Source organism: Nocardia sp. Tas62D01, from assembly GCF_055232035.1.
Window position 1 is genome coordinate 151,605 of the sequence record NZ_JBUYUZ010000001.1, and the last position, 20,447, is coordinate 172,051.

Sequence of the window (20,447 nt, forward strand, 5' to 3'; positions counted from 1 at the left end):
GGCCGACACTCCTCGATCTGCGACGTTGCCAACGGGTTCTGGATCCATAGTTGGTCGCCGAGCAGGAATTCGACACCGTCGCAACGAAATTCCGCATGCGGGTGAGACGGGGCGGCCCTGCCGGCGTGCGGTCTGTCAGCGGTGCCCGATTGAGCGGTCCGTTCGCCGCTACCTCCGTGGTACTGCAGGGTTGGTCAAGTGTCGGAGACTATGGCGTGTAGGCGATCTCGTGTCTGCTTCCACAGCGACTCGAGGTGCGTAATGGTTTCCCCCTGGTGAGGATCGGTGGTTTCGCGGTGGATGTGGAGTTCGCGGGTGACGATTGTGGCGAGGTTGATAATGCGTATTCAACTGTCGCGGGATCTGTCTCGTTTCCACCCGTCGTGTCCTACTTCATCTTCGGAGGTCGCCCGTCGCGTGGAAGATGGACCGCCGCGATTCCGACGCACACAATGTGGCTTTCGAGCTGGTACTCGGGTACAGGCCAGGCACTCCCAGTGTTCGATTCGCGGACGAACCCCTCCATCGGTTGCAGCGCGCTCATACGTTTTTCGACGGCCGCCCCGTAGTCCTCGCGAGGAACCAACAGCAGCAGGACGGCAGCGCCCCGACCGGCGCGGATACTCGCTCGGCGCGATTGTGTCGGCACCGGAGCCTATGCTCGGTCCGCACGCGGATATCGGCCCGCGCACGAGCCTCCGCCGAGATCGAGCTCCCGGCAATCGCTTTGGCGGCTACCCGTCCGGTGTCCGAGCCGTCCTTGCGATGGCCACGTACGACCGTGTGCCGCTGGGGAATTCGTCTCCGGTGCCCGTGGGTGATGAGGAGGATCCGTGCGGCCGGTGTCGGATGAGGCGTCCGTGTTCGCGTTTCGCATGTGGCGTCGCGCGTGGGAGTCCGCGCAGTGGGTGCCCGCGGCGCGGTTGCTGGTGCACGTGAGCGACGGCGATCGCGTGGTGCCCGCACAGCTGTCCTGGGTCACGCAGGACGGCGCCCGGTCCGCGCTCGGCTTCGCGCCGGATATGGCGAGCTGTTACGGGCATCGCCACGCCAGCGGCGGCGAGGTGCAGGAGCTGCGGGGCGAACTCGACGACCGGCCCGCGCAGGACGCGGCCGGTATGCGCGGGTACGAGTTCGACACCGAGACAGCGGATGCCGACGGCTGGAGCCCGGCGGGGCGGTTGCGGATGCTGATCGACGACGGCGGCGAGGCCCACATACGATCGGCGGCCTGGTCCGGCCGATCGGGCGACGTCTGCTCGATCGTGCTGCGCTCGGCGCGCCCCTCCGGCGCCGAGGACGTCGGAGACCTCGTGCGCGGCGTGTGGGCCAGTGCCGAGCATCGCGACGCGGGCGAGGTGGCCCGGAATCTGGTGCGCGCGTCGACCGACAAGTGGTTCGCCTGGCAGAACCGGGCGACCCTCGAGTTCCAGCTGACCGAGCCGATCGCGGTGGATCGGTACGTTCTCACCTCCGCCAACGACGCACCCGATCGCGATCCGGCGGCATGGACGCTGCATGGTTCGGCGGATGGGCGCCTGTGGCGAACCCTCGATATCCGCTCGGGTCAGTCGTTCGCCGGGCGGCACCGGTCCAGGACGTACTGGATCGCGGAGCCGGGATCCTATGAGCACTATCGCCTGGACATCACCGGCAACCACGGCTCACCGCACCTGCAGCTCGAGACCGTACGGTTCCTGGCCGACGGCGGTGGCGGTTTCGCCGGCTACCGCCAGCGCGCCGGGCACGCCCCGGCCCCTTACCGGGGCATCGGTGTGGTGCGGGCGGCGCCGGAGATACCGGCGGAACCGCTGCCCGGGGATGCGGCGGCACCGCTCTCACCGCGAGTGCCGCAGAAACATACCCCTATGCGAGCCCGCGAGTTCCGGCCGGTCGTGCCGGGCTCATCCGCGTCGACGCCGGATCATGTATACGAGGCCCGTGGGAGCCGCCCGGCCGAGTGGACGGGATGGCAGCCGGGAGGGTCGTGGCTGCCGTTGGGGGGCACCCTGTCGATGCAGTCCCTGACCTCGTCGTCGGGGCGATTCACGCTGCTGCACTCGCCGTACGAGCCGTGGTTGGCGGTGCGGGACAACCTCACCCGCGACCGGGTGTGGACCAGCGATTCGCCGTCCTCGAGCCTGGTGTGCCTGGGCCCCGACGGCGACCTGGTGGCCTGGGACCACCGCGGCAACCGGGTGTGGGGCACCGGCACGGCGTGGCTGGGTGTGCGGCGGCTGGAGCTGCGCGACAGCGGTGAGCTGGCCCTGACCGGCGCGGACGGCAAGGTGGTGTGGAGTTCGGGGATCCCCGGCGTGCCTACGGGGGACGCACCTCGCCCGGTGTCCCGGGGATCGGCGTTGCGCCGCGGCGAGAGCCTGTACGGGCAGTCGCTGACCAGCGTCGACGGGTCGACCGTGCTGTTTCACAACGGTCGCGTGGTGCGGATCATCGTGCGGGGACGCACCTCGCACTGGGATGTGTTCCCCGATACGGAAAACGTCCTGGTGCTCGACGACGACGGGTTCCTGCGCCTGCGGGACCTGGACGGCGCGGTGCTGGAACAGATCGCCGGGCCGGGCGCCGAGCTCGTGGTCGAGCGCGGCGCGGCCGAGCTGCGCGACGACGCGGGGGCCGTCGTGTGGGCCTCGTCTCATCGCTCGCAGCGACCGGCCCCGGTCCGTGAGCCGGGGCTGGCGCAGAACGACGACCTGGCCGCCTGGTTCGTTGCCCTGACCGGGCGCGGTCACTGCGTAGCGGTGGTGCGGGACAGCACCCCGCGGGAGGTCCTCGGGCGGACCGGTGTCACGCCGGTGGCGGGCACCTGGCATGAGTTCCAACGCCACAGGGACGCAACGCATCCGGACGGCGGGACCGTGGTGGCGGCCGTCGCCGTGGGGCCGGACGTTCTGCTGGTCGCCGACGATCCCGGCCTGCCGGTGGCGGCGCTGGCGAAGTCGGTGGCGGCCGTGCATCAACCGGACGGAGAGTTCGGCTTCGCGGCGTTCAGAGTCCATCGGGACCGTCGGCTCGTGACCGAACTGCGGGAGTTCCCGCACCGCCGCAAGGGAACCAAGGTGCCGGAGGTCGCCGCCGCACTGGAGGAAATCGTGCACCCGCTGCACTCTTACGCCCTGCTGTTCCGCACGGCCGGGGTCGTTCCCAGCGCCGCCGGACTGGGCGGCGAGCTGCTCGGCGGTGTCCTGGCGCATGAGCCGGAGCCCGAGCCAGCGGCCCCGGCCGGGCCGCTCCTGGTGGTGGAGGGGTGGGAGAGCATGACCCCGCTGGTGGTCCGCACCGACTTCACCGACGAGGATGCCTGGGATCGGGTGATTCAGGAGATGCGCTCGCCGTGGGTGGACAACTGTCCGGTGGACCCCTACCTGATCTCCGATCCCCGATTGGCCGGTGCCCGGGCCGAGCAGGTGCTGCGCGAGGTGTGCGCGGCGCTGCCCCAGCCTGGCACGCCGGGGGCGGTGTTCATCGCCGACGGCATCACGATGCGCGAGCCGGGTCATCCGCTGCTGGCCGTGACGACCGAGTGGGACGGTCAACCCTTCGAGGACGACGAGGAGGAGTTCGTCACGCAGTTCCGTCTGCTGCCCGACGCCGCGGTGGAGATCAGCACGAATCTGGACCTCGGCAATATGGACTTCGACGACTTCGCCGGCGACGGGGTGTACGAGCGTATGGCGTGAGCGCCGGGTGCGTGACACCGTCACGGGCCGAACGGGACTCGGCGTCCGCTCAGGGGCGGCCGGCGCGCGGGACGGCGACCTCGACGGTGTGCACGCGCCCGGTGCGGGTGGCGAACAGCTCGCCCATACACTCGACGCCGAGCCAGTCCGCGACCATCAGGTGCAGGGTTCCGCCCTCGGGGCCGCCGAGCTGTAAGAGCGCATCTGAGAACTCATGTGTTGGGGTCGGTGGTGCGGGCGAGCCGGCGGGTCAGGGTATGGATGGCGGCGATGTAGACCATGGCTTCGTGGTGGTCGGTGCGGGTTTCGTAGTCGCGGACGCAGCGTCGGTGCTTGACCAGCCAGCCGAACGTGCGCTCTACCACCCAGCGGCGGGGCAGTACCTTGAACCCGGTGGCGGTGTCGCAGCGTTTGACTATCTGAACTGTCAGTGCGAGAACGGATTTCGCCCATTCGACGAGCCGTCCGGCGTAGCCGCCGTCGGCCCACACGAGCGTGATCGTGGCGAATCGGGCACGCATTGCGGTCAGCAGCCGGTGGGCGCCGTCACGGTCCTGGATACTGGCGGCGGTGACCACCACCGCCAGCAGCAGCCCGGCCCCTGTTCTGAGTGCAGGGCACGGACGTCGCGCGGCTCGTCAGTGACGTAGCCGGGCGGCTGCGGCCAGAATCGGGGTACTCACGGCGGTGGCTGCGGCGCCGAGTGTGGTGTCGGTGGCCAGGATCCACCGGACGGTCTTCATGGCCAGGGTGAGGACTTCGCTGCCACGCTGGCGCATGCCGGCCTCGAAATGGTCCACGGCGTCGGTAAGGGTGGTGGTGCCGTCGACGGCGGCGTCACTCACGTGCTGGAGCAGGCTGGCGGCGTCGCGGATGGCAGCGCCAGCTCCCATTCCGGCGGTGGGTGGTGTGGCGTGGACAGCGTCGCCGAGCGCGGTGATGCGGCCCGCAGGCCAGGGCGCGAGATCGTCCGCGCGGGTGGAGGCGGCGTTGAAGCGGAACCCGGCCACGCTGTGCGGGTCGGCCTGGGCGATGACCTCGAGCGTGTGCTCGGCCCAGCCCCGCTTGCGAAACCGGCCCAGCAGCGCGGCCTGCAGCTCGCCGCCACGCAGGTCACGCAGTGAATCGGTGCCGGCGGATTCGGGGAATGGCGCCCCAGATGTAGGTGGGTCCGGTGGTGACCGACATCCGCAGTTCGGGAGCGTCGAACGCGGCGTTGCCGACCGGGTCAAGGAAGCCGACATACAGCGCTGCTCCGCGCGGGCCGATCGCCAGCCCCGACCGTGGCCTCAGCCGTTGCTGCTCACCGGGGCTGAGGTCTCGCAGGAGAGTGCGGCCGGAGAACCCGAAGATGCCCGCCGGGCTGTTGGTCGGGCCTCCCGCAAGGTGGCAGGCGACCACCGAGTGGGTGCCATCCGCGCCCACCACCAGATCCGCCGAGACCGGCGCCCGGTCGGTGAACAGCACCTGGGGCGCGCCGTGGTCATCATGGCCAACGCCGGACACGCTACATCCCAGGTGCAGGCCATCTCCGACCGCTTCGGCCAGCAGCATCCGCAGGGTGATCCGATCGACGTCGACACTGCCGCTGCCGCTGAGGTCCGGCCCGTGGCCGAGCAGCCGGCCGCGGCGGTCCCAGAACGCGTCGCGCTCGCGCAGCCGTAGCGCCGAACCCGATGCCAGCAACCGCTGCATGATCTTCGGTTCCACCAGCTCGTTCAGCGCCGACTTGCGCCCGCTCGTCCAACGTGATGTGGTAGCCGCCCGTCGCACCTACATCGGTGTCGCGGTCGAATACCGCTACCTCGAACCCCCGGCGACGCAGCCCCGCCCCCAGTGCGAGCCCGCCGATCCCGCCGCCGACCACGATTACCCGCATACCTGACCGTCCTTTCCGCCGCTGCTTGCTGAACAGAGCCAACCCTGGCACCGGTGGTGGACACCGAGTGGCCACTACCGGTCATGATGGGACGATGGCGAACACCTCACACCGGGCGTTGCGACTGCTGTCTCTGCTCGGATCAGGACGTCAGTGGCCGCTGGGCGAGCTGGCCACCCGGCTCGGGGCCAGCGAACGCACCGTCCGCCGCGACATCGAAACGCTGCGCCAGCTCGACTACCCGATCACCACCATCCACGGCCCCGACGGCGGCTATCGGCTCGGCGCCGGGCGCACCCTGCCGCCGCTGCTGTTCGACCACGACCAGGCTCTCGCGGTCGCGGTGGCCCTGCAGACCGCGCCCAGCACGATGTTCGGCCTCGGGGACGACGCGGCGCGGGCACTGGCCACTCTGCACCATGCCATGCCCCCTGCGCTGCGGGCATCCATGGAATCCCTGCGCCTGACCCGGCTGCAGAACTACTGGGAGTTCCCCGCGCCTCCCATCGACCCGGCCGCTCTCACCGCCGTCGGAACCGCGGTGCGCCACCGCCACCTACTCGTCAGCGAGACACTGCGTCCCGACGGCACCCGCCCCGAACCCGGGGATCCCGACTTCTCGCCCGCACACCGCATCGAGCCGCATCACCTGGTCGTCTGGGCCGCCCGGTGGTACCTGGTCGCCTACGACCTCACTGACCACCAATGGCGAGTGCACCGCGTCGATCGACTGCACCCCCGCCCCACTACGCAGCACTTCTCCGCCCGCGCGCTTCCCGACGACGACCTCGCCCACTTCGTGATGAGCACCCACGACCGCGGCGACACCCCGGCCGCCTGGCAATGCACCGGCAGCGCCCGGCTCAACCTGCCCGCTCACATCGTGGCCCGCTGGGCGCCAGGCGGCTCCGTCGTGGAACACCTCGACACCGAGCACTGCCGGCTCACTCTCGGCGCCTGGTCCTGGGCTGGCGTCGCCGGCATCCTCGCCACCTTCGACACCGAACTCACCGACCTTCATCCACCCCAACTCGTCCACGCATGCCGCCGACTCACACACCGATGGGCCACTATTACCGACACCTGAGAGAAACTCGACTTTTTCTCATAAATGACTCGTTTGTGAGAATCCCGGGCGGCGGGCTGTTCGTCACCGCTTCCGGCACGAGCTGGCTGAGAGTCGGCATTTCACTGATCCGAAAATAAACCCATGGTGAGTGGCTGTGGGCGGGTGAGCGGGCACGTGACAGTTCCCGGCGATGCGTAGCGAGCCGGGATGGGTCGTCACGTTTGGTGTGGTTGCAGGTCTTATTGATTAGGCGGCTTGGATGGGGTCGAAACGGACGGTGAATCCCAGGGCGTTGGCTTGGCGCACGATGCGTCGCATGGCGCGTTCGGGATCCAGGCGCGCGAAGTAGTCGCCGCCGAGATCCTGGTAGTCGACGTCGTCGGTGAGCATGTGCCAGACCGCTGCCAGGGTCGAGTGTTGCAGGGCGACAAGGGCTTTCTGCTTGCCTATTCGTGGCGCGAGCCGACGGTATTTCGCGCCGAGATAGGTGCCGTCGCGGGTGCGGGCGGCGGCCAGTGCCGCGGTGCCCAACGCACCGGTCAGCCACCGGTCGCCGTGGCGGGTTTTGCCCGATCGGCGTTTGCCGGCGGATTCGTGGTGTCCGGGGCATACCCCAGCCCATGAGGCGAGGTGTCCGGCGGTGGGGAATCGGCTCATGTCGGCGCCGGTCTCGGCGATGATGACCTCGGCCACCCTCCGACCGACTCCGGGGATGGTCACCAACTGGTCAATCGTGCGGGAGAAAGGGCGCATCTGCTCCTCGATCCGTGTCGAGAGTTCCTCGATCGTCGCAGACAACTGATCGATTCGTTCCAGATGCAGCCGGCACAGGAAGGCGTGGTGTTCACCGAAGTTGCCGGTCAACGCCTCGACCAGTTGTGGGATCTTCGGGCGCATCCGCGCTTTGGCCATGTCGGCCAGCACCTGTGCGTCCTGCTCGCCGGCGATCAACGCGGCCAGCATCTGGCGGCCGGAGCGGCCCAGGATGTCGGTGGCCACGCTGGACAGTTTGATCCCGGCGTCCTCCAACTCCTTCTCCAGCCGCTGCGCCTCCCGGGTGCGTTCGGCCGTCAGCGTGGTCCGGTAGCGGGTCAGATCCCTCAGGTGCCGGATCGGTTCGGGTGGCACGAACGAGGCCCGCAACAGGCCACACTCACCCATCTGACACAGCCACGCCGCATCGGAGACGTCGGTTTTGCGGCCGGGCAGACCCTTGGCGTGGGAGGCGTTGACCAGGATCACGTTCAAACAGTCCTCCAGCAAGTAGAACGCCGCCCGCCAGTAATCCCCGGTCGCTTCCATCACCACCAGGGTCACCTCCTGCTCGACCAGCCAGTCCCGCAACTCCAGCAGGGCGTTGGTGGTCGTGGCGAACATGCGGATCTCCTGGTTGCGCGAGCGCTTACGTTTGCTCACGCTCGGTGTCCGCACGCACGCCTTGAGATCCTTCTTGCCGATGTCCAACGCGGCGCACCGCTCATGCAACAACTCCACGAACATTCCTCCGGAAACCGTGTCCTGCCAGGGGCGTCCGCCCGGAGGAGCCACAGGGATCTGAAGACTCTGATCCGCGTGCTCATGGCAACAATCGACAACTCCTGTCGGTGGCTCCCGAACCGCCATGCTGACCGACGAACTCGAGGCATCAAGGAAAATTACGGGGTTCCGGGACGAACGCGCACCCATTTTCCCGCCTCCACGGCGGGCCAGCGAAGCGGCCCGGGATGCTGATCCGAAAATAAACCCATGGTGAGTGGCTGTGGGCGGGTGAGCGGGCACGTGACAGTTCCCGGCGATGCGTAGCGAGCCGGGATGGGTCGTCACGTTTGGTGTGGTTGCAGGTCTTATTGATTAGGCGGCTTGGATGGGGTCGAAACGGACGGTGAATCCCAGGGCGTTGGCTTGGCGCACGATGCGTCGCATGGCGCGTTCGGGATCCAGGCGCGCGAAGTAGTCGCCGCCGAGATCCTGGTAGTCGACGTCGTCGGTGAGCATGTGCCAGACCGCTGCCAGGGTCGAGTGTTGCAGGGCGACAAGGGCTTTCTGCTTGCCTATTCGTGGCGCGAGCCGACGGTATTTCGCGCCGAGATAGGTGCCGTCGCGGGTGCGGGCGGCGGCCAGTGCCGCGGTGCCCAACGCACCGGTCAGCCACCGGTCGCCGTGGCGGGTTTTGCCCGATCGGCGTTTGCCGGCGGATTCGTGGTGTCCGGGGCATACCCCAGCCCATGAGGCGAGGTGTCCGGCGGTGGGGAATCGGCTCATGTCGGCGCCGGTCTCGGCGATGATGACCTCGGCCACCCTCCGACCGACTCCGGGGATGGTCACCAACTGGTCAATCGTGCGGGAGAAAGGGCGCATCTGCTCCTCGATCCGTGTCGAGAGTTCCTCGATCGTCGCAGACAACTGATCGATTCGTTCCAGATGCAGCCGGCACAGGAAGGCGTGGTGTTCACCGAAGTTGCCGGTCAACGCCTCGACCAGTTGTGGGATCTTCGGGCGCATCCGCGCTTTGGCCATGTCGGCCAGCACCTGTGCGTCCTGCTCGCCGGCGATCAACGCGGCCAGCATCTGGCGGCCGGAGCGGCCCAGGATGTCGGTGGCCACGCTGGACAGTTTGATCCCGGCGTCCTCCAACTCCTTCTCCAGCCGCTGCGCCTCCCGGGTGCGTTCGGCCGTCAGCGTGGTCCGGTAGCGGGTCAGATCCCTCAGGTGCCGGATCGGTTCGGGTGGCACGAACGAGGCCCGCAACAGGCCACACTCACCCATCTGACACAGCCACGCCGCATCGGAGACGTCGGTTTTGCGGCCGGGCAGACCCTTGGCGTGGGAGGCGTTGACCAGGATCACGTTCAAACAGTCCTCCAGCAAGTAGAACGCCGCCCGCCAGTAATCCCCGGTCGCTTCCATCACCACCAGGGTCACCTCCTGCTCGACCAGCCAGTCCCGCAACTCCAGCAGGGCGTTGGTGGTCGTGGCGAACATGCGGATCTCCTGGTTGCGCGAGCGCTTACGTTTGCTCACGCTCGGTGTCCGCACGCACGCCTTGAGATCCTTCTTGCCGATGTCCAACGCGGCGCACCGCTCATGCAACAACTCCACGAACATTCCTCCGGAAACCGTGTCCTGCCAGGGGCGTCCGCCCGGAGGAGCCACAGGGATCTGAAGACTCTGATCCGCGTGCTCATGGCAACAATCGACAACTCCTGTCGGTGGCTCCCGAACCGCCATGCTGACCGACGAACTCGAGGCATCAAGGAAAATTACGGGGTTCCGGGACGAACGCGCACCCATTTTCCCGCCTCCACGGCGGGCCAGCGAAGCGGCCCGGGATGCTGACCGGGCAATTCGTCGCCGGGCGTCGGTAGATTTCGTCACAGGCTGTCGGCGGGGCGTGAGCTGTCGTACGAGTGTCCCGCCCGTCGCTCGATTGCCAGGAGGCCGTGTCAGCGATGTCGACGTAACTGCCTTCTCGCATCAGTCACCATGTTGCCGGGCGTACGCGCCCGGGAGTGACCACCCTGGCAAGGGTGTTGCGCAGCTCGGTCACCGCCGCGTCGCCGAGTGTGCCCGCCCAGCGCCCGACGAGCGCCGCTGCTGCCGCATCGGCGGCCCTGGTACAGGCCCAGCCGCGCTCGGTCAGCGTGATCAGTCGGGCGCGGGCATCGGTCGGATGCGAGCCGCGAGCCGCATAGCCTTTGCGGACCATTTCCTCGACCAGCTGGCTGGCGGCCTGCTTGGTCACTCCCAGGTGATCGGCGATCTCGCCGACCGTCGCTCCGGATGGTGCCATCCGTGCGAAGGCGAATCCGTGGGTTGGGCGCAGATCGGCGAAGCCGGCCGCGACAACTCCCGCATGAATGCCGTCGGTTACTTCGGCAGCGGCTACCAACAGCCAGTAGGTGAGATCGGGTGGATGGTTGGGCATGGATACATCTTGACATGAAGGGCAAGTTACTTGACTATATAGACAAGCTACCTGTCTATGTGAAGGAAGAAATCATGCCTGTCATCCGCGCTGCCGACGCCGTCGCTCACGATCTGCACAATGCCCGCTTCACCTCGTACGCCCGCCCTGGCACCGGTAGTGCCGAACTGTGCCTGTGGCGCGTCGAGCTCCAGGCTGAATCGACGGGTGCCGGCCACCGTATTCATGCCGAGGAGGTGTTCGTCATCGTCGAAGGTGCTGTCGAGTTGGCGATCGATGGCGAGGTCCACTCGCTGCAGGTCGGCGACGTGGCTGTCGTTCCGGCAGGGGCGAGCATCGGTGTCGATAACGCTGCGACCGTCCCGGCTGTCATGTGGGTCAGTACCCGCGTCGGTTTCTCGGCCGAAATGGCTGATGGCACTCCGGTGACTCCGCCGTGGGTCGGTTGACGCCGAAGTCGCCTGCCACGCAACTGATGCTCGGCAGGTCTGTCGCGCGCCTTAGTGGTCGAGTTTCGACGTCCTTCGGGGGTTGATCAGGTTGTCAGGGCGGCGGAGGATTCTTCTTGTCGGTCGGCGGATGTGTGTCGGTCGAACCGGGTCAGTAGATCGTCCAGGTCGGAGGTGGTGAACTTCCACTGGAACGGCTGTGCTGTGGCGTTGTAGCGGTCTTCGAAGGCTCGGAGCCGATCCCGGACCTCGCTGAGGTCGGTGAAGTCGTTGGGCGACACGACCTTGCGCTGGACGATGGAGAAGAAGATCTCGATCTGGTTCGTCCAGGAGGCGTGAACGGGGGTGTGGACCATGACCGCGTTCGGGAATGCGCTGGCCAGGCGGTCGATGGCTCTCTTGCCGCGGTGGGAGGAGCCGTTGTCGACGATCCAGAAGACGCGTTTGGCGCTGGCGTAGGGCTCGGTGGTCATGACTTGGGCGACCAGGGTCATGAAGGGCACGATGCCGGTGGTCGGCTCGCAGCGTCCGAATACCTGGGCGCGGTGGACGTCGTAGGCGGCCAGCTAGGCCAGGGCTCCACCGCGGCCGTACTCGTGGTTGACGCGCATCGCCCGGGCCTGGCCCGGGGCGAGGGTCGGATGGCAGCGGCAGCGGGCCTGGATCGAGGTCTTCTCGTCGCTGGACAGGACATACTCGTCCCCCCGAAGCGGGACGCCCTCGAAGGTGCGGGCGTAAAGGTCCAGGACCCGCTGGGCCTTGACGCGGAAGTTCGGGTCTCGGATGAAGATCCAGGACCGGTACTGCCAGGGCTTGATCGCGTCCTGACGTAACCAGCGGCGCACCGTGGACGCGGAGACGGTGTCGGTGATCCCGCGCGCGGTCAGCTCGGCGGCCAGTTCCGGGCACGACCAGCGCGACAGGGGCGTACCGGTCTCGGCCGGCAACTGGCAGGCCAGCGCCTTGGCCTCGGCGACCTGCACGGGGGTGAAGCCGGCGGGACGCCCGATGCGCTTGCGGTCGGTCAGGGCCGGCAGCCCGCCGTGGGCGAACCGGTCAGGCCAGGCGCGGACCGTGTCCAGGTGCAGGCCCGTCTCGCGGGCGATGCGCGCGTTGGAGCGCCCCCGTGCTGCGTGCAGGACGATCTCCGCCCGCCGCCGTAACCGGTACGGGGTCTTATGGCCGTAGGCCATCTTCTTCAACTGCTTGCGCTCGGCGGCGGTCGCGACTATCGGGCAGGCCGGGGCAACGGGCATGACAGACGGGCCGATCGGGGGAAGTGGATCACGACGGGTGGCAAGCTGCCGCGTCCGGCGCCTCAACGATCCGGCAAGATGGCCACCGTGCCCACGACGCCGGAGTGCACCCGGCTGTCACTCGCCCAGCGGCTGTCCGAACACGCCCGCATTGCCTGACCGCAACTGACGGACCGCCATGTCGCTGACCTGGCGGGCGATGTCGGTCCACAGGGCGGCGGGGAGGTCGTGGCCGACGCCCGGGTAGGTCACCAGGCGGGCGCCGTCGATGGCCCGGGCGGTGGCGCGGCCCGCGCTGACACGCAGGATCGGGTCCTGCTCGCCGTGCAGGACCAGGGTGGGTCGGCGCAGGTCCTTGAGCCTGGATCCGCGCCATTGGGCGCCGATCTGGCGGCTCTGCGCCTTGTTGTCGCGCGGGCCGCTGTCCACGTCGGCCTCGACCCAGGCGCGGGCCGCGGCCTCGTCGAAGGGGTAGCCGGGAGAGGCGATACCGCGCCAGACGGTGAGGGCGGCCTCGATGTCGCCCTCGCGGCCCTCGGGGAACTTGGTCCGGGCGAGCTTGGCGAGCAGGCCGAACCGCAGATAGCGCAGGACCCCCAGGCCGGAGACGTCGCTGGGCAGGGCCGCCGAGGAGGTGACGCTGAGCACTCGGTCGGGGTGTCGCAGCGCGATCCGCTGGGCGATCGCGCCGCCCAGGGAATGGCCGAAGACATGGGCTCGCTCCCAGCCGAGTTCGTCCATCACAGCGATGGCGTCGTCGGTCATGTCCTCGGAGGTGTAGGCGTCCCCGCGCTTGGCGAACAGGGCCTTGAAGGGGTTGGTGGTGGCGGTGTCCGGCATCCGGGTCGACTGGCCGGCGTCACGCTGGTCGTAGCGGGCCACGGCGAACCCGGCGTCGGCGAAGGCCTGGCCCAGCCCGGCTGGCCACCAGAACCGGGTGGTGGCCAAGCCCATGATGAGCAGGAGCGGTTCGCCCTCGGAGCCCTTCAGTTGGTCGAAGGCCACCTGCACGTCGCCGTTGCGCGCGTACTGGGTCGGCGTCCACTCCTGCTGCGGCTGCATCTGGGGCACGTCGGCTCTCTTTCATCTACTGCGATCCATGTTCGCAGTTCATATGGCCTAAGGTACTGCATACGCCGTTCGCAGAACAGGAGGGGCCATGACCGAGCCGTCCGCCCACAGCATCTGGCTCCGCCCCGAACGCGCCGGACGCGGCCCGACGCCCACGTTCGACCGCGACCGCATCGCCGCCGCCGGGATCGCCCTGGCCGACGCGGACGGCCTGCCCGCCGTCACCATGCGGGCCGTGGCGGTCGCCCTCGGGGCCGGACCGGCATCCCTCTACCGCTATGTGGCCACCCGCGACGAACTGCTGGAACTGATGATCGACCAGGTCAACGGCGAGATCTCCTACGCCGAGCTCGGCTCCGGACAGTGGCTCGACGACCTGCTCGCCCTGGCCTGGCAGAGCAGGAGCGTCTACCTCGCGCACCCATGGCTGCTCGACGCGACCGCGACGAGGACCCCGGTGGGGCCGCACGCGGTCACCTACCTGGAGCACGCCTTGGCCACGTCGGCCGACCTCGACGTCAGTCCCCGGACCAAGCTGGAGGCCATCGCGATCCTCAATGCCGTCGTCTCCACTTTGACCCGCGCCGAGGTGACCCAGCGTCTCGCCGGGCAGACCACCCCGCAGTGGCAGCAGGCCCAGGCGGAATATCTCACCCAGGTCGCCATGGCGGGCCACCACCCGCACCTCGCCACCGCCCTGACCGGGCAGCCGCCCGAGGCCGAGGATTCGTCGGAATCGCTCTTCGACCGCATCCTCACCCGCGTGCTCACCGGGCTCCTTCAGCCCGACAACACCGGAGCGACCTCCGTGCGCGGTCGCGCGGAGGCAGAGCTACCCGCGGCCAGTCCGGTGTCGACCGCAACCTCCTGATGCCTCATCGGGAGAGTCATGCCCGAACTCTCACCTCCCGCGACGCTCCGCCCCCTCACAAATGACCATCTGTGAGAGTGGCGACAGGAAGTTTCGGCGGCACCCCGGAAGATACCCAGACTGCGCCTGCGGCCTCTACCTGGCCGTCCCCGAGATCTGACCGGACTTCACACACAACAACAGCGGGAGTCAACCCCCGAGGGACTTCGAGCGTCGACCACTTAGCAGCCGCGCGGCCTGGGCGAGCGTGGCCGACGACACCGAGACGGTGCCGACCCCGCTGCCGCACGGCGACCTGCCCACTGCTGTCGCGGCCATCATGTGTGCCCCCTCGAGCCGAGTCGGCTTGGGTCACTCTCTATTTGGTCTCCCGTCCGGGGTGTGATCCGCTGGTCGGTTGGGCAGCATGAACGATCCCGATATCGAGTTCGGTGCCCTGGCCGGGGCCGACAGCGAGGAATGCACTGTCATCGCCCGTGAGATCGATAAGAGCCATCTGTGGGTTCTGCGTGTCTACCCGTGCTGTGCGGAGTCATTCCGGCTTCGTCCGCTCTCAACCACAGTCGCGATGTCCGTCGAACTCGGATCACCCGAGCACGACGCACTCCACAGATTCGTCACCTACGGCGTAGCCCCCTGACATCCCTCTGCCTGCCCGCATCATCCGCGCCGAAGGCCCACCAGGTGCAACGCCGCCACTGGGTGAGGCCCTGATCCGGATAGGATCCGCAGCCACCTCACAGGACCTGGGCCTAGACCTGGAGCTGAGGATTGAGCCGTCGGGTCGAGCCAGGCGATGTATCCGTCGGGCCGGACCAGGGTGGCCCCGTCTCAGGAACTGAGCGTGCAATGCCTCAGAATCGTGCAAGCGTCCCTGGTCTACGTCAACACCCTGATGATCCAAGATTTCATCGACGACCCCGACACCGGCGACATCCTCGTCACCGCCGCCGACAAGCGCGGGGTGACCCCGCTGTTCTGGGAACACGTCCTGCCCTACGGAGAGGTCAAGCTCAACATGAGCAGCCGCCTCACCCTCGGCGAAGGGGTGTAGACCAGGCCGCCGAGGGTGAGTGACTCATCGGAGCAGGCGCAGCTTGCTTTCGGGTTCTGTTGTGCTGCTGTTGTGTTCGTGTCAACGGAATTCTGTGCGTAGGCCTTGGGATCGGACTTGACTGGCGGGTGGGGAGGTGGTGATGGTGGCTGCTGTGCGCAGGTGGTGATCGAACCAGTCGACGGCTATGGCCATGGCTTGGCCGAGGCCGGGTTCGATGGTGAGGCCGCGCTCGTCGTAGGGCAGTGTCTCAAGCTGTTTGGGTTCGTGGGCAGCGGCGAAGGCGGTGAGGACTTCGTCGATATCGTGGGTGAGGTCTGCACTTCCGGTGACCATCAGCAGCGGCCGTGGCGCCACTCGGGTCAGGAATACCTCCGGCATCCAGGCGAGGATGTGGGTCAGGGATTCCACCTGCACCTCGTCGTCGAAACTGGGAAATGCTTCTTTGGCCAGGGTCAGGTAGTCGACGATGTGGGGATCGCCGGCACCGAGCAGCGGGATGCGCATTCCGGTGCCGGTTGCGAACCGTTGTTGCTGGTCGCGGTCGATCGTGTCGAGCAGGGCTTGCACACCGGCGCGGCCGCGGGCCTTCTCCAAGGCTCGCCAGCCGTTGAACATGCTCGGGTTCTGGCAGGCGAGGCAGGCAATCCTGCGGTCGATCGCAGCTGCCTGGATGGCCACGGTCGCGCCGAGACTGTGGCCCCACACAGCGATCCGCCGCGGGTCGATTTCACGACGTGTTTCCAGATAGGACACAGCGTTGCGGATGTCGTCGACGTAACGGTCGGGAAAGACCTGCCCCCGGGGTGTGCCTTCGCTGGATCCGATGGTGCGGTAGTCGATGGCCAGCACGGCATATCCGGCCCGGACCAGATAGTCCGCATGCGGCGCCAGTGCCTCCTTGACCATGTGCACACTGTGACCCATAACGACCGCGGGAAAGGGGGATGGATCGTCGGCCTCGTCCGGCAGATAGAGGTCGCCGGCGCATCGGACCTGGTCACTGCGGAACATCACGTGCTCGACAGTCATGTCATTCGCCTTCACCGTGGTGGGGTGTGCGCTGATGGCGGGTGGTCCAGTCCCACAGGTGGGCGGACTTGCGGGCGCCGATACCGCTGCCGGCGAGGCGGGTCAGCCCGGTCATGAGGCTGTAGGTGAACGGGTTGGTGGACAGGCTGATTCGCGGGTCCTGGCGGGCCATGCGCTCCACCCGTTGGCTGCGGGGCCGGCGCAGCCGGTCGTAGCCCGCCAGGGCAGTGGGGATTTCGGTGTCGCGTGACAGTTGCGCGGCGAGCACGCACGCGTCTTCGAACGCCTGACAAGCACCTTGAGCCAGGAACGGAGTCATCGCGTGCGCGGCGTCGCCGAGGAGCACGACCCGGCGATCGGTGTACGACTCGAGCGGCTCGAGGTCGTAAATATCGTGGCGCAGCAGCGATTCCGGCGGTGTCGCGGCCAGCATGGCGGGGATCGGGTCGTGCCAGTCGCCGACGCGGCGGCCGATCTCGGCGAGATCGTCGTCGTGTCGAGTGCCGGGCTGGTCGCAGCGGATGGCGAGGAACCAGAACACGCGTTGTCCGGCCAGCGGGTGTGCCCCGAATCGTGCGCCGCGGCCCCAGGTCTGGAATCCGTCGACCGGCCACACCGCGCCGGGCGTGGTGACCCCGCGCCAGCACAGAATCCGCTGAAACACCGGTTCGGGCGCATTCGGGAACACGGACCGCCGGATCGTGCTGCGGATACCGTCGGCTCCCACGACCACATCGGCGGTGGCTCGCCGCGATCCTTTCGCAGTGCGGTAGGTGACAGTGGCCTCGATGTCGGATTGCTCGACGCCGATGACTTCCGCAGCAGGGACTACGCATTCGGCCGGAAGATTCGCATGCAGCACACCGTGCAGATCGGCGCGATGGTTGGCCAGCAGTGCCGTATCACGGCCTGGACGGAATCGCATGAGATAGCGGCCGTCCGGGGTGCGCAGCGTCGCACCGGCCTGCGTCGGAACCGACACGGCACGGAAGTCCTCGCCCACCCCCAGCGCATCCATAGCGCGGACGGCATTGGGCGCGAACGACCAGCCCGCCCCGACCTCGCCGATATCGGCACGTCGCTCCAGTACCGTGATCGACCATCCGGCTCGCCGCAGCCCGATCGCCGCGGCGAGCCCGCCGATCCCGCCACCGACTACTATCGCGGTCCGGGCACGCTCTACAGATTCGGTCATCGTGTGCTGTCCTTTCCGAAGGGCAGAGGTTCGTCGGTGAGTCGCTTGGCCATCCAGTCGTAAACGTCGTGCGCGGCCCTTAGCCGCCGGGCCCGGGCCGATCCTGTTCCCGACAGGTCGATTCCCGTGGCGATGACATCACGGAACGCGGCCAGGGAGGCCACGCGGCGGCGCACCACGGTTTCCCACGCGTCGTCGTCCATCCGGTAATAGTTCGTGCGCTCACCCGGCTTCGTGCGGCGCCGTATGAAACCCGCATCGGTCAGCACTCGCATGTTGGTCGCCAGCGACGCCCGGCTCGCACCGATCGCCGCCGCGATCTGCTCGGCGGACTGCTCCGCCGGATCGCAGATCATCAACCAGCCCAGGATCCGGCCCGCGATCGGCGGCACCCCGTACTCCGCCGTGCAGAACATCGCCACCTGCTCGACCCACTCCAGTAGCCGTTCATGTTCGGCACCCGGTTCGCTCATCGCCACCAACCCTCTAATGTGTCTAGTAGTTTCAGTTTGTACTGAAACTACTAGGATAGTACAGGCTGTCTGTTCGAAAGCGTCAGGTCTTCTCGATCGAGGAATAGCCGGTCAACTCGAACAATCGTCTACCACACCCGGCTGCGGTGATCGCGCGTCGACGGTGCGCGGAACAGCTTGCGCCGCAATCTCGCCCAGGACTTTCGGTCAGCTCAGCCACCGTTCCACTTCCTTGGAAGCGGAACGACCGACGCCAGGCCGATCAAGTCGCCGCTGGTGATCGGCGACCAGGGCGAACTGCGACGGCATTCGTTCCGGAAGTCGTTCCACCAGAAATGTTCCGGAAAGCCCGTACGCTGACGAATTCCGGTACATTTCGGGAATGGCGAGCACACCAGCACACCCGGCCGGCGGACTCGAACTCGGCTACGCCCGAGTCTCGACCACCAAGCAGAGCCTCGAACGCCAGCTCGACGCCCTCGCCAACACCGGACTGCCCGACGAACGGATCTACATCGACAAGAAGACCGGAGCGACCGTCGACCGGCCCGGACTGGCCAAAATGCTCGAATACGCGCGCCCCGGCGACACCATCGTGGCCTACACCCTCGACCGGCTCGGCCGAAACCTGCGCGAAGTGCTGAACCTCGTCCACGACCTCAGCGAGAAGGGAATCGGCGTGCGCACACTGGCCGACCCCATCCCGATCAACACCGCCGACGAAGGCATGGCCCGCATCGCGTTCCTGCTGCTCGCGCTGTTCGCGGAGATGGAACGCACCTTCACCGCCGAACGCGCCGCCCACGCCCGCGCCGTCGCCGAAGCCAAAGGACGCCACATCGGCCGACCCACCGCCTGGCCCAACGACAAGATCGACTACGCCCGACTGCTCCGTGAACAGGGAAACAGCCTCGGCGAAATCACGAGCAAGACCGGCATTCCGAAGACATCACTGCACCGCTACCTCACGCCGGCGACCGAACAGGAGTGACGGCTACCTGGCCGAACAGGGCTTCATGTACCAGGTGACACGACCGTTAACGGCACCCCTACATGGAGCGTCGTCCGACGCGGTTCGAGCACCAGGGCGAGATCCAGCAGGCACACGGGTTGAAGCCGTTCTCCGACGTTGAGTCGGAGCTGACGGCATGGATCGCGGATCAGGCGTGGATCACCGGCGACGGCAAACCGGTGCTCGCCGCCCTGGACAACCTGGCCGACATGATGTCCCCGCAGCGCACTCGCGGTCCACAAGGGCGAGATCACCCGCGCCGATCGCAATGCGGCCGAACTCGGATGCTCCCGAGGCGGACCGACCAGCAAAATCCATCTGCCCGCTGATCGGGCTTGCCGGCCGCTGTCGTTCCTGCGCACGCCTGGACAGAGCACTGATGGCCCACGATAGGTGAAGTAGACCGCCGGCGAGGTGCCCGTGGTTCGGGTCCTTTTCCGGCGGTCCCTTCCCGAACCGGACGGGCCCGATTTCCAGGCATCCGGCTCTCCAGTGCTCTACTTCCGGGTGGTGACTGTGGCGCGTCCGTCCCGGGAGTCGGCGAATGATTCACGCGGTTCATGGCGGTTAGCGGAAGTCGGCTGCGTGGTCGCGGGCCCACGCGGCGAACGTTATCGCGGGGCGGCCCAGGATCTCGGGTACCGCGTCGGTGGCCAGCTCTGCCGGCAGTTGGGGCATGTTCCCGCGGGCCTGGAGGAGGCGTTCGACGCTCGGCCCGGACATCTGCGTGAGCAAATGGGTGCGGTATGTGTCAACGTCCGTCTCCTCCAGCCGTACCGGTTCGCCGAGTGCCTCGGCGATCGCGGCGACCTGCTCGCGCGCGGTCGCCGGGCCCGCTCCCAGTACGGGGTAGGCGGCGCCGCGGTGCGTGTCGTCCAGCAGTGCCCGCACCGCCACCTGGGCGATGTCGCGTTCGTGTACTGGGGAGGTGATCGCTTCGGGGAACGCGGTGCGCAGCACGCGCCCAGTGCGGATCAGCTGCCAGCGCAGCGTGTTCGTGGCGTAGTAGTCCGGCCGTACGAAGGTCCGGTCCAGCCCGGCCTTGTCCAACGCGCGCTCCGCTGTGATGTGCCGCAGTGCGATCGGGTCGGCTTCGGAGTCCGGGTACAGCACCGTGCTGGAGGACAGCAGCACCACGTGTTCCACGCCCGTCTTGCGCGCCGCCGCCGCGAACTGCGCCACGCCTTCGGGATGCACATAGAGGAACACCTTGCGCACGCCGGCCAGGGCAGCAGGCCAGGACGCCGGGTCGGTCAGGTCAACGCGCGCCACCTCGATACCGGCGGGGAACTCGCCGGGCCGTGGGGCGCGGCTCGACGCGCGCACCGGTTCCCCGGCCGCCACCAGCCCCGCCAGCACGGCCGCGCCGACGTCCCCCCGGGCACCGGTCACCAGAACGGTCATGACACATCCTCCTGAGTTTCAGGTCTCATCGTTTGAGATCCGACCGCATTGGCTGACAG

21 protein-coding genes and 1 pseudogene are annotated in these 20,447 nt (G+C 67.8%); 9 read left to right on the forward strand and 13 right to left on the reverse strand.

Going from position 1 to position 20,447, the window contains the following annotated elements:
* Window positions 1–833 precede the first annotated feature (833 nt).
* A complete protein-coding gene (locus ACV7NQ_RS00810) occupies window positions 834–3,698 on the forward strand; it encodes a DUF6924 domain-containing protein (protein WP_463357815.1) in 2,865 nt (954 codons plus the stop codon).
* Window positions 3,699–3,705: 7 nt separating this feature from the next.
* Window positions 3,706–3,894, forward strand: coding sequence for a hypothetical protein (locus ACV7NQ_RS00815; protein WP_463357816.1), 189 nt, complete (start codon window positions 3,706–3,708; stop codon window positions 3,892–3,894).
* Between the two features lie 16 nt (window positions 3,895–3,910).
* On the opposite strand, the pseudogene ACV7NQ_RS00820 reads toward ACV7NQ_RS00815, so the two are convergent.
* The 3 genes and pseudogenes from ACV7NQ_RS00820 to ACV7NQ_RS00830 form a co-directional block, all read right to left on the reverse strand.
* Window positions 3,911–4,300 (reverse strand): annotated as a pseudogene (locus tag ACV7NQ_RS00820) (transposase); the annotation flags it as partial.
* A gap of 36 nt (window positions 4,301–4,336) precedes the next feature.
* A complete protein-coding gene (locus ACV7NQ_RS00825; protein WP_463357817.1) occupies window positions 4,337–4,942 on the reverse strand; it encodes an FAD-dependent oxidoreductase in 606 nt (201 codons plus the stop codon).
* A 263-nt stretch (window positions 4,943–5,205) separates the two neighbouring features.
* Complete coding sequence (locus tag ACV7NQ_RS00830; RefSeq protein ID WP_463357818.1) at window positions 5,206–5,577, reverse strand: NAD(P)-binding protein; 372 nt, start codon at window positions 5,575–5,577, stop codon at window positions 5,206–5,208.
* Window positions 5,578–5,671: 94 nt separating this feature from the next.
* Between ACV7NQ_RS00830 and ACV7NQ_RS00835 the strand changes: the two genes are divergently transcribed.
* A complete protein-coding gene (locus tag ACV7NQ_RS00835; protein WP_463357819.1) occupies window positions 5,672–6,664 on the forward strand; it encodes a helix-turn-helix transcriptional regulator in 993 nt (330 codons plus the stop codon).
* Between the two features lie 228 nt (window positions 6,665–6,892).
* Here the strand turns inward: ACV7NQ_RS00835 and ACV7NQ_RS00840 are convergent, their stop codons facing one another.
* From ACV7NQ_RS00840 to ACV7NQ_RS00850, 3 genes are all read right to left on the reverse strand, one after another.
* Complete coding sequence (locus ACV7NQ_RS00840; protein WP_463357820.1) at window positions 6,893–8,140, reverse strand: IS110 family RNA-guided transposase; 1,248 nt, start codon at window positions 8,138–8,140, stop codon at window positions 6,893–6,895.
* Window positions 8,141–8,497: 357 nt separating this feature from the next.
* A complete protein-coding gene (locus ACV7NQ_RS00845) occupies window positions 8,498–9,745 on the reverse strand; it encodes an IS110 family RNA-guided transposase (protein WP_463357820.1) in 1,248 nt (415 codons plus the stop codon).
* 379 nt (window positions 9,746–10,124) lie between these two features.
* Window positions 10,125–10,571 carry a MarR family winged helix-turn-helix transcriptional regulator gene (locus ACV7NQ_RS00850; RefSeq protein ID WP_463357821.1) on the reverse strand — a complete coding sequence of 149 codons (447 nt, stop codon included), beginning with the start codon at window positions 10,569–10,571 and terminating at the stop codon, window positions 10,125–10,127.
* Here ACV7NQ_RS00850 and ACV7NQ_RS00855 point away from each other — a divergent pair.
* A complete protein-coding gene (locus ACV7NQ_RS00855) occupies window positions 10,556–11,020 on the forward strand; it encodes a cupin domain-containing protein (protein ID WP_463357822.1) in 465 nt (154 codons plus the stop codon). The genes ACV7NQ_RS00850 and ACV7NQ_RS00855 overlap by 16 nt on opposite strands.
* A gap of 86 nt (window positions 11,021–11,106) precedes the next feature.
* Here the strand turns inward: ACV7NQ_RS00855 and ACV7NQ_RS00860 are convergent, their stop codons facing one another.
* The 3 genes from ACV7NQ_RS00860 to ACV7NQ_RS00870 all read right to left on the reverse strand — a co-directional run bounded on the left by ACV7NQ_RS00860 (window position 11,107) and on the right by ACV7NQ_RS00870 (window position 13,338).
* Window positions 11,107–11,586 carry a transposase gene (locus ACV7NQ_RS00860; protein WP_463365477.1) on the reverse strand — a complete coding sequence of 160 codons (480 nt, stop codon included), beginning with the start codon at window positions 11,584–11,586 and terminating at the stop codon, window positions 11,107–11,109.
* Window positions 11,587–12,276 (reverse strand): helix-turn-helix domain-containing protein, encoded by a 690-nt coding sequence (locus ACV7NQ_RS00865; RefSeq protein ID WP_463357823.1) that lies wholly within the window; start codon window positions 12,274–12,276, stop codon window positions 11,587–11,589. It abuts the gene before it with no gap.
* A 117-nt stretch (window positions 12,277–12,393) separates the two neighbouring features.
* On the reverse strand, window positions 12,394–13,338 hold the full coding sequence (locus tag ACV7NQ_RS00870) for an alpha/beta fold hydrolase (protein ID WP_463365478.1): 945 nt from the start codon (window positions 13,336–13,338) through the stop codon (window positions 12,394–12,396).
* Window positions 13,339–13,435: 97 nt separating this feature from the next.
* Between ACV7NQ_RS00870 and ACV7NQ_RS00875 the strand changes: the two genes are divergently transcribed.
* From ACV7NQ_RS00875 to ACV7NQ_RS00885, 3 genes are all read left to right on the forward strand, one after another.
* Window positions 13,436–14,218 carry a TetR/AcrR family transcriptional regulator gene (locus ACV7NQ_RS00875; RefSeq protein WP_463357824.1) on the forward strand — a complete coding sequence of 261 codons (783 nt, stop codon included), beginning with the start codon at window positions 13,436–13,438 and terminating at the stop codon, window positions 14,216–14,218.
* 406 nt (window positions 14,219–14,624) lie between these two features.
* Complete coding sequence (locus tag ACV7NQ_RS00880) at window positions 14,625–14,858, forward strand: hypothetical protein (RefSeq protein WP_463357825.1); 234 nt, start codon at window positions 14,625–14,627, stop codon at window positions 14,856–14,858.
* A 156-nt stretch (window positions 14,859–15,014) separates the two neighbouring features.
* Entirely contained in the window at window positions 15,015–15,272 is a 258-nt protein-coding gene (locus tag ACV7NQ_RS00885; RefSeq protein ID WP_463357826.1) for a Tn3 family transposase, read from the forward strand.
* An 81-nt stretch (window positions 15,273–15,353) separates the two neighbouring features.
* Here ACV7NQ_RS00885 and ACV7NQ_RS00890 read toward each other — a convergent pair whose 3' ends face one another.
* The 3 genes from ACV7NQ_RS00890 to ACV7NQ_RS00900 are packed head-to-tail and all read right to left on the reverse strand — an operon-like array spanning window position 15,354 to window position 17,972.
* A complete protein-coding gene (locus ACV7NQ_RS00890) occupies window positions 15,354–16,304 on the reverse strand; it encodes an alpha/beta hydrolase (RefSeq protein ID WP_463357827.1) in 951 nt (316 codons plus the stop codon).
* Between the two features lies 1 nt (window position 16,305).
* On the reverse strand, window positions 16,306–17,499 hold the full coding sequence (locus ACV7NQ_RS00895) for an FAD-dependent monooxygenase (protein ID WP_463357828.1): 1,194 nt from the start codon (window positions 17,497–17,499) through the stop codon (window positions 16,306–16,308).
* The gene (locus tag ACV7NQ_RS00900; protein ID WP_463357829.1) at window positions 17,496–17,972 is read right to left on the reverse strand and encodes a GbsR/MarR family transcriptional regulator; all 477 of its coding nucleotides are present in this window, start codon (window positions 17,970–17,972) and stop codon (window positions 17,496–17,498) included. Before ACV7NQ_RS00900 ends, ACV7NQ_RS00895 begins: the two co-directional genes overlap by 4 nt.
* Before the next feature lie 382 nt (window positions 17,973–18,354).
* On the opposite strand from ACV7NQ_RS00900, the gene ACV7NQ_RS00905 reads away from it, so the two are divergent.
* On the forward strand, window positions 18,355–18,963 hold the full coding sequence (locus ACV7NQ_RS00905) for a recombinase family protein (protein WP_463357830.1): 609 nt from the start codon (window positions 18,355–18,357) through the stop codon (window positions 18,961–18,963).
* Window positions 18,964–19,025: 62 nt separating this feature from the next.
* Complete coding sequence (locus ACV7NQ_RS00910; protein WP_463357831.1) at window positions 19,026–19,313, forward strand: DUF4158 domain-containing protein; 288 nt, start codon at window positions 19,026–19,028, stop codon at window positions 19,311–19,313.
* Between the two features lie 238 nt (window positions 19,314–19,551).
* Here the strand turns inward: ACV7NQ_RS00910 and ACV7NQ_RS00915 are convergent, their stop codons facing one another.
* Window positions 19,552–20,388: an SDR family oxidoreductase gene (locus ACV7NQ_RS00915; protein WP_463357832.1), complete on the reverse strand. Its 837-nt coding sequence runs from the start codon at window positions 20,386–20,388 to the stop codon at window positions 19,552–19,554.
* Window positions 20,389–20,447 lie beyond the last annotated feature (59 nt).

Coding starts and splice junctions, on each gene's coding strand:
- ACV7NQ_RS00825 (WP_463357817.1), bottom strand. CDS start 4,942: ATGTCGGCTTCCTTGACCCGGTCGGCAACGCCGCGTTCGACGCTCCCG.
- ACV7NQ_RS00830 (WP_463357818.1), bottom strand. CDS start 5,577: ATGCGGGTAATCGTGGTCGGCGGCGGGATCGGCGGGCTCGCACTGGGG.
- ACV7NQ_RS00835 (WP_463357819.1), top strand. CDS start 5,672: ATGGCGAACACCTCACACCGGGCGTTGCGACTGCTGTCTCTGCTCGGA.
- ACV7NQ_RS00850 (WP_463357821.1), bottom strand. CDS start 10,571: ATGCCCAACCATCCACCCGATCTCACCTACTGGCTGTTGGTAGCCGCT.
- ACV7NQ_RS00865 (WP_463357823.1), bottom strand. CDS start 12,276: ATGCCCGTTGCCCCGGCCTGCCCGATAGTCGCGACCGCCGCCGAGCGC.
- ACV7NQ_RS00870 (WP_463365478.1), bottom strand. CDS start 13,338: ATGCAGCCGCAGCAGGAGTGGACGCCGACCCAGTACGCGCGCAACGGC.
- ACV7NQ_RS00875 (WP_463357824.1), top strand. CDS start 13,436: ATGACCGAGCCGTCCGCCCACAGCATCTGGCTCCGCCCCGAACGCGCC.
- ACV7NQ_RS00880 (WP_463357825.1), top strand. CDS start 14,625: ATGAACGATCCCGATATCGAGTTCGGTGCCCTGGCCGGGGCCGACAGC.
- ACV7NQ_RS00885 (WP_463357826.1), top strand. CDS start 15,015: ATGTATCCGTCGGGCCGGACCAGGGTGGCCCCGTCTCAGGAACTGAGC.
- ACV7NQ_RS00890 (WP_463357827.1), bottom strand. CDS start 16,304: ATGACTGTCGAGCACGTGATGTTCCGCAGTGACCAGGTCCGATGCGCC.
- ACV7NQ_RS00895 (WP_463357828.1), bottom strand. CDS start 17,499: ATGACCGAATCTGTAGAGCGTGCCCGGACCGCGATAGTAGTCGGTGGC.
- ACV7NQ_RS00900 (WP_463357829.1), bottom strand. CDS start 17,972: ATGAGCGAACCGGGTGCCGAACATGAACGGCTACTGGAGTGGGTCGAG.
- ACV7NQ_RS00905 (WP_463357830.1), top strand. CDS start 18,355: ATGGCGAGCACACCAGCACACCCGGCCGGCGGACTCGAACTCGGCTAC.
- ACV7NQ_RS00910 (WP_463357831.1), top strand. CDS start 19,026: ATGGAGCGTCGTCCGACGCGGTTCGAGCACCAGGGCGAGATCCAGCAG.
- ACV7NQ_RS00915 (WP_463357832.1), bottom strand. CDS start 20,388: ATGACCGTTCTGGTGACCGGTGCCCGGGGGGACGTCGGCGCGGCCGTG.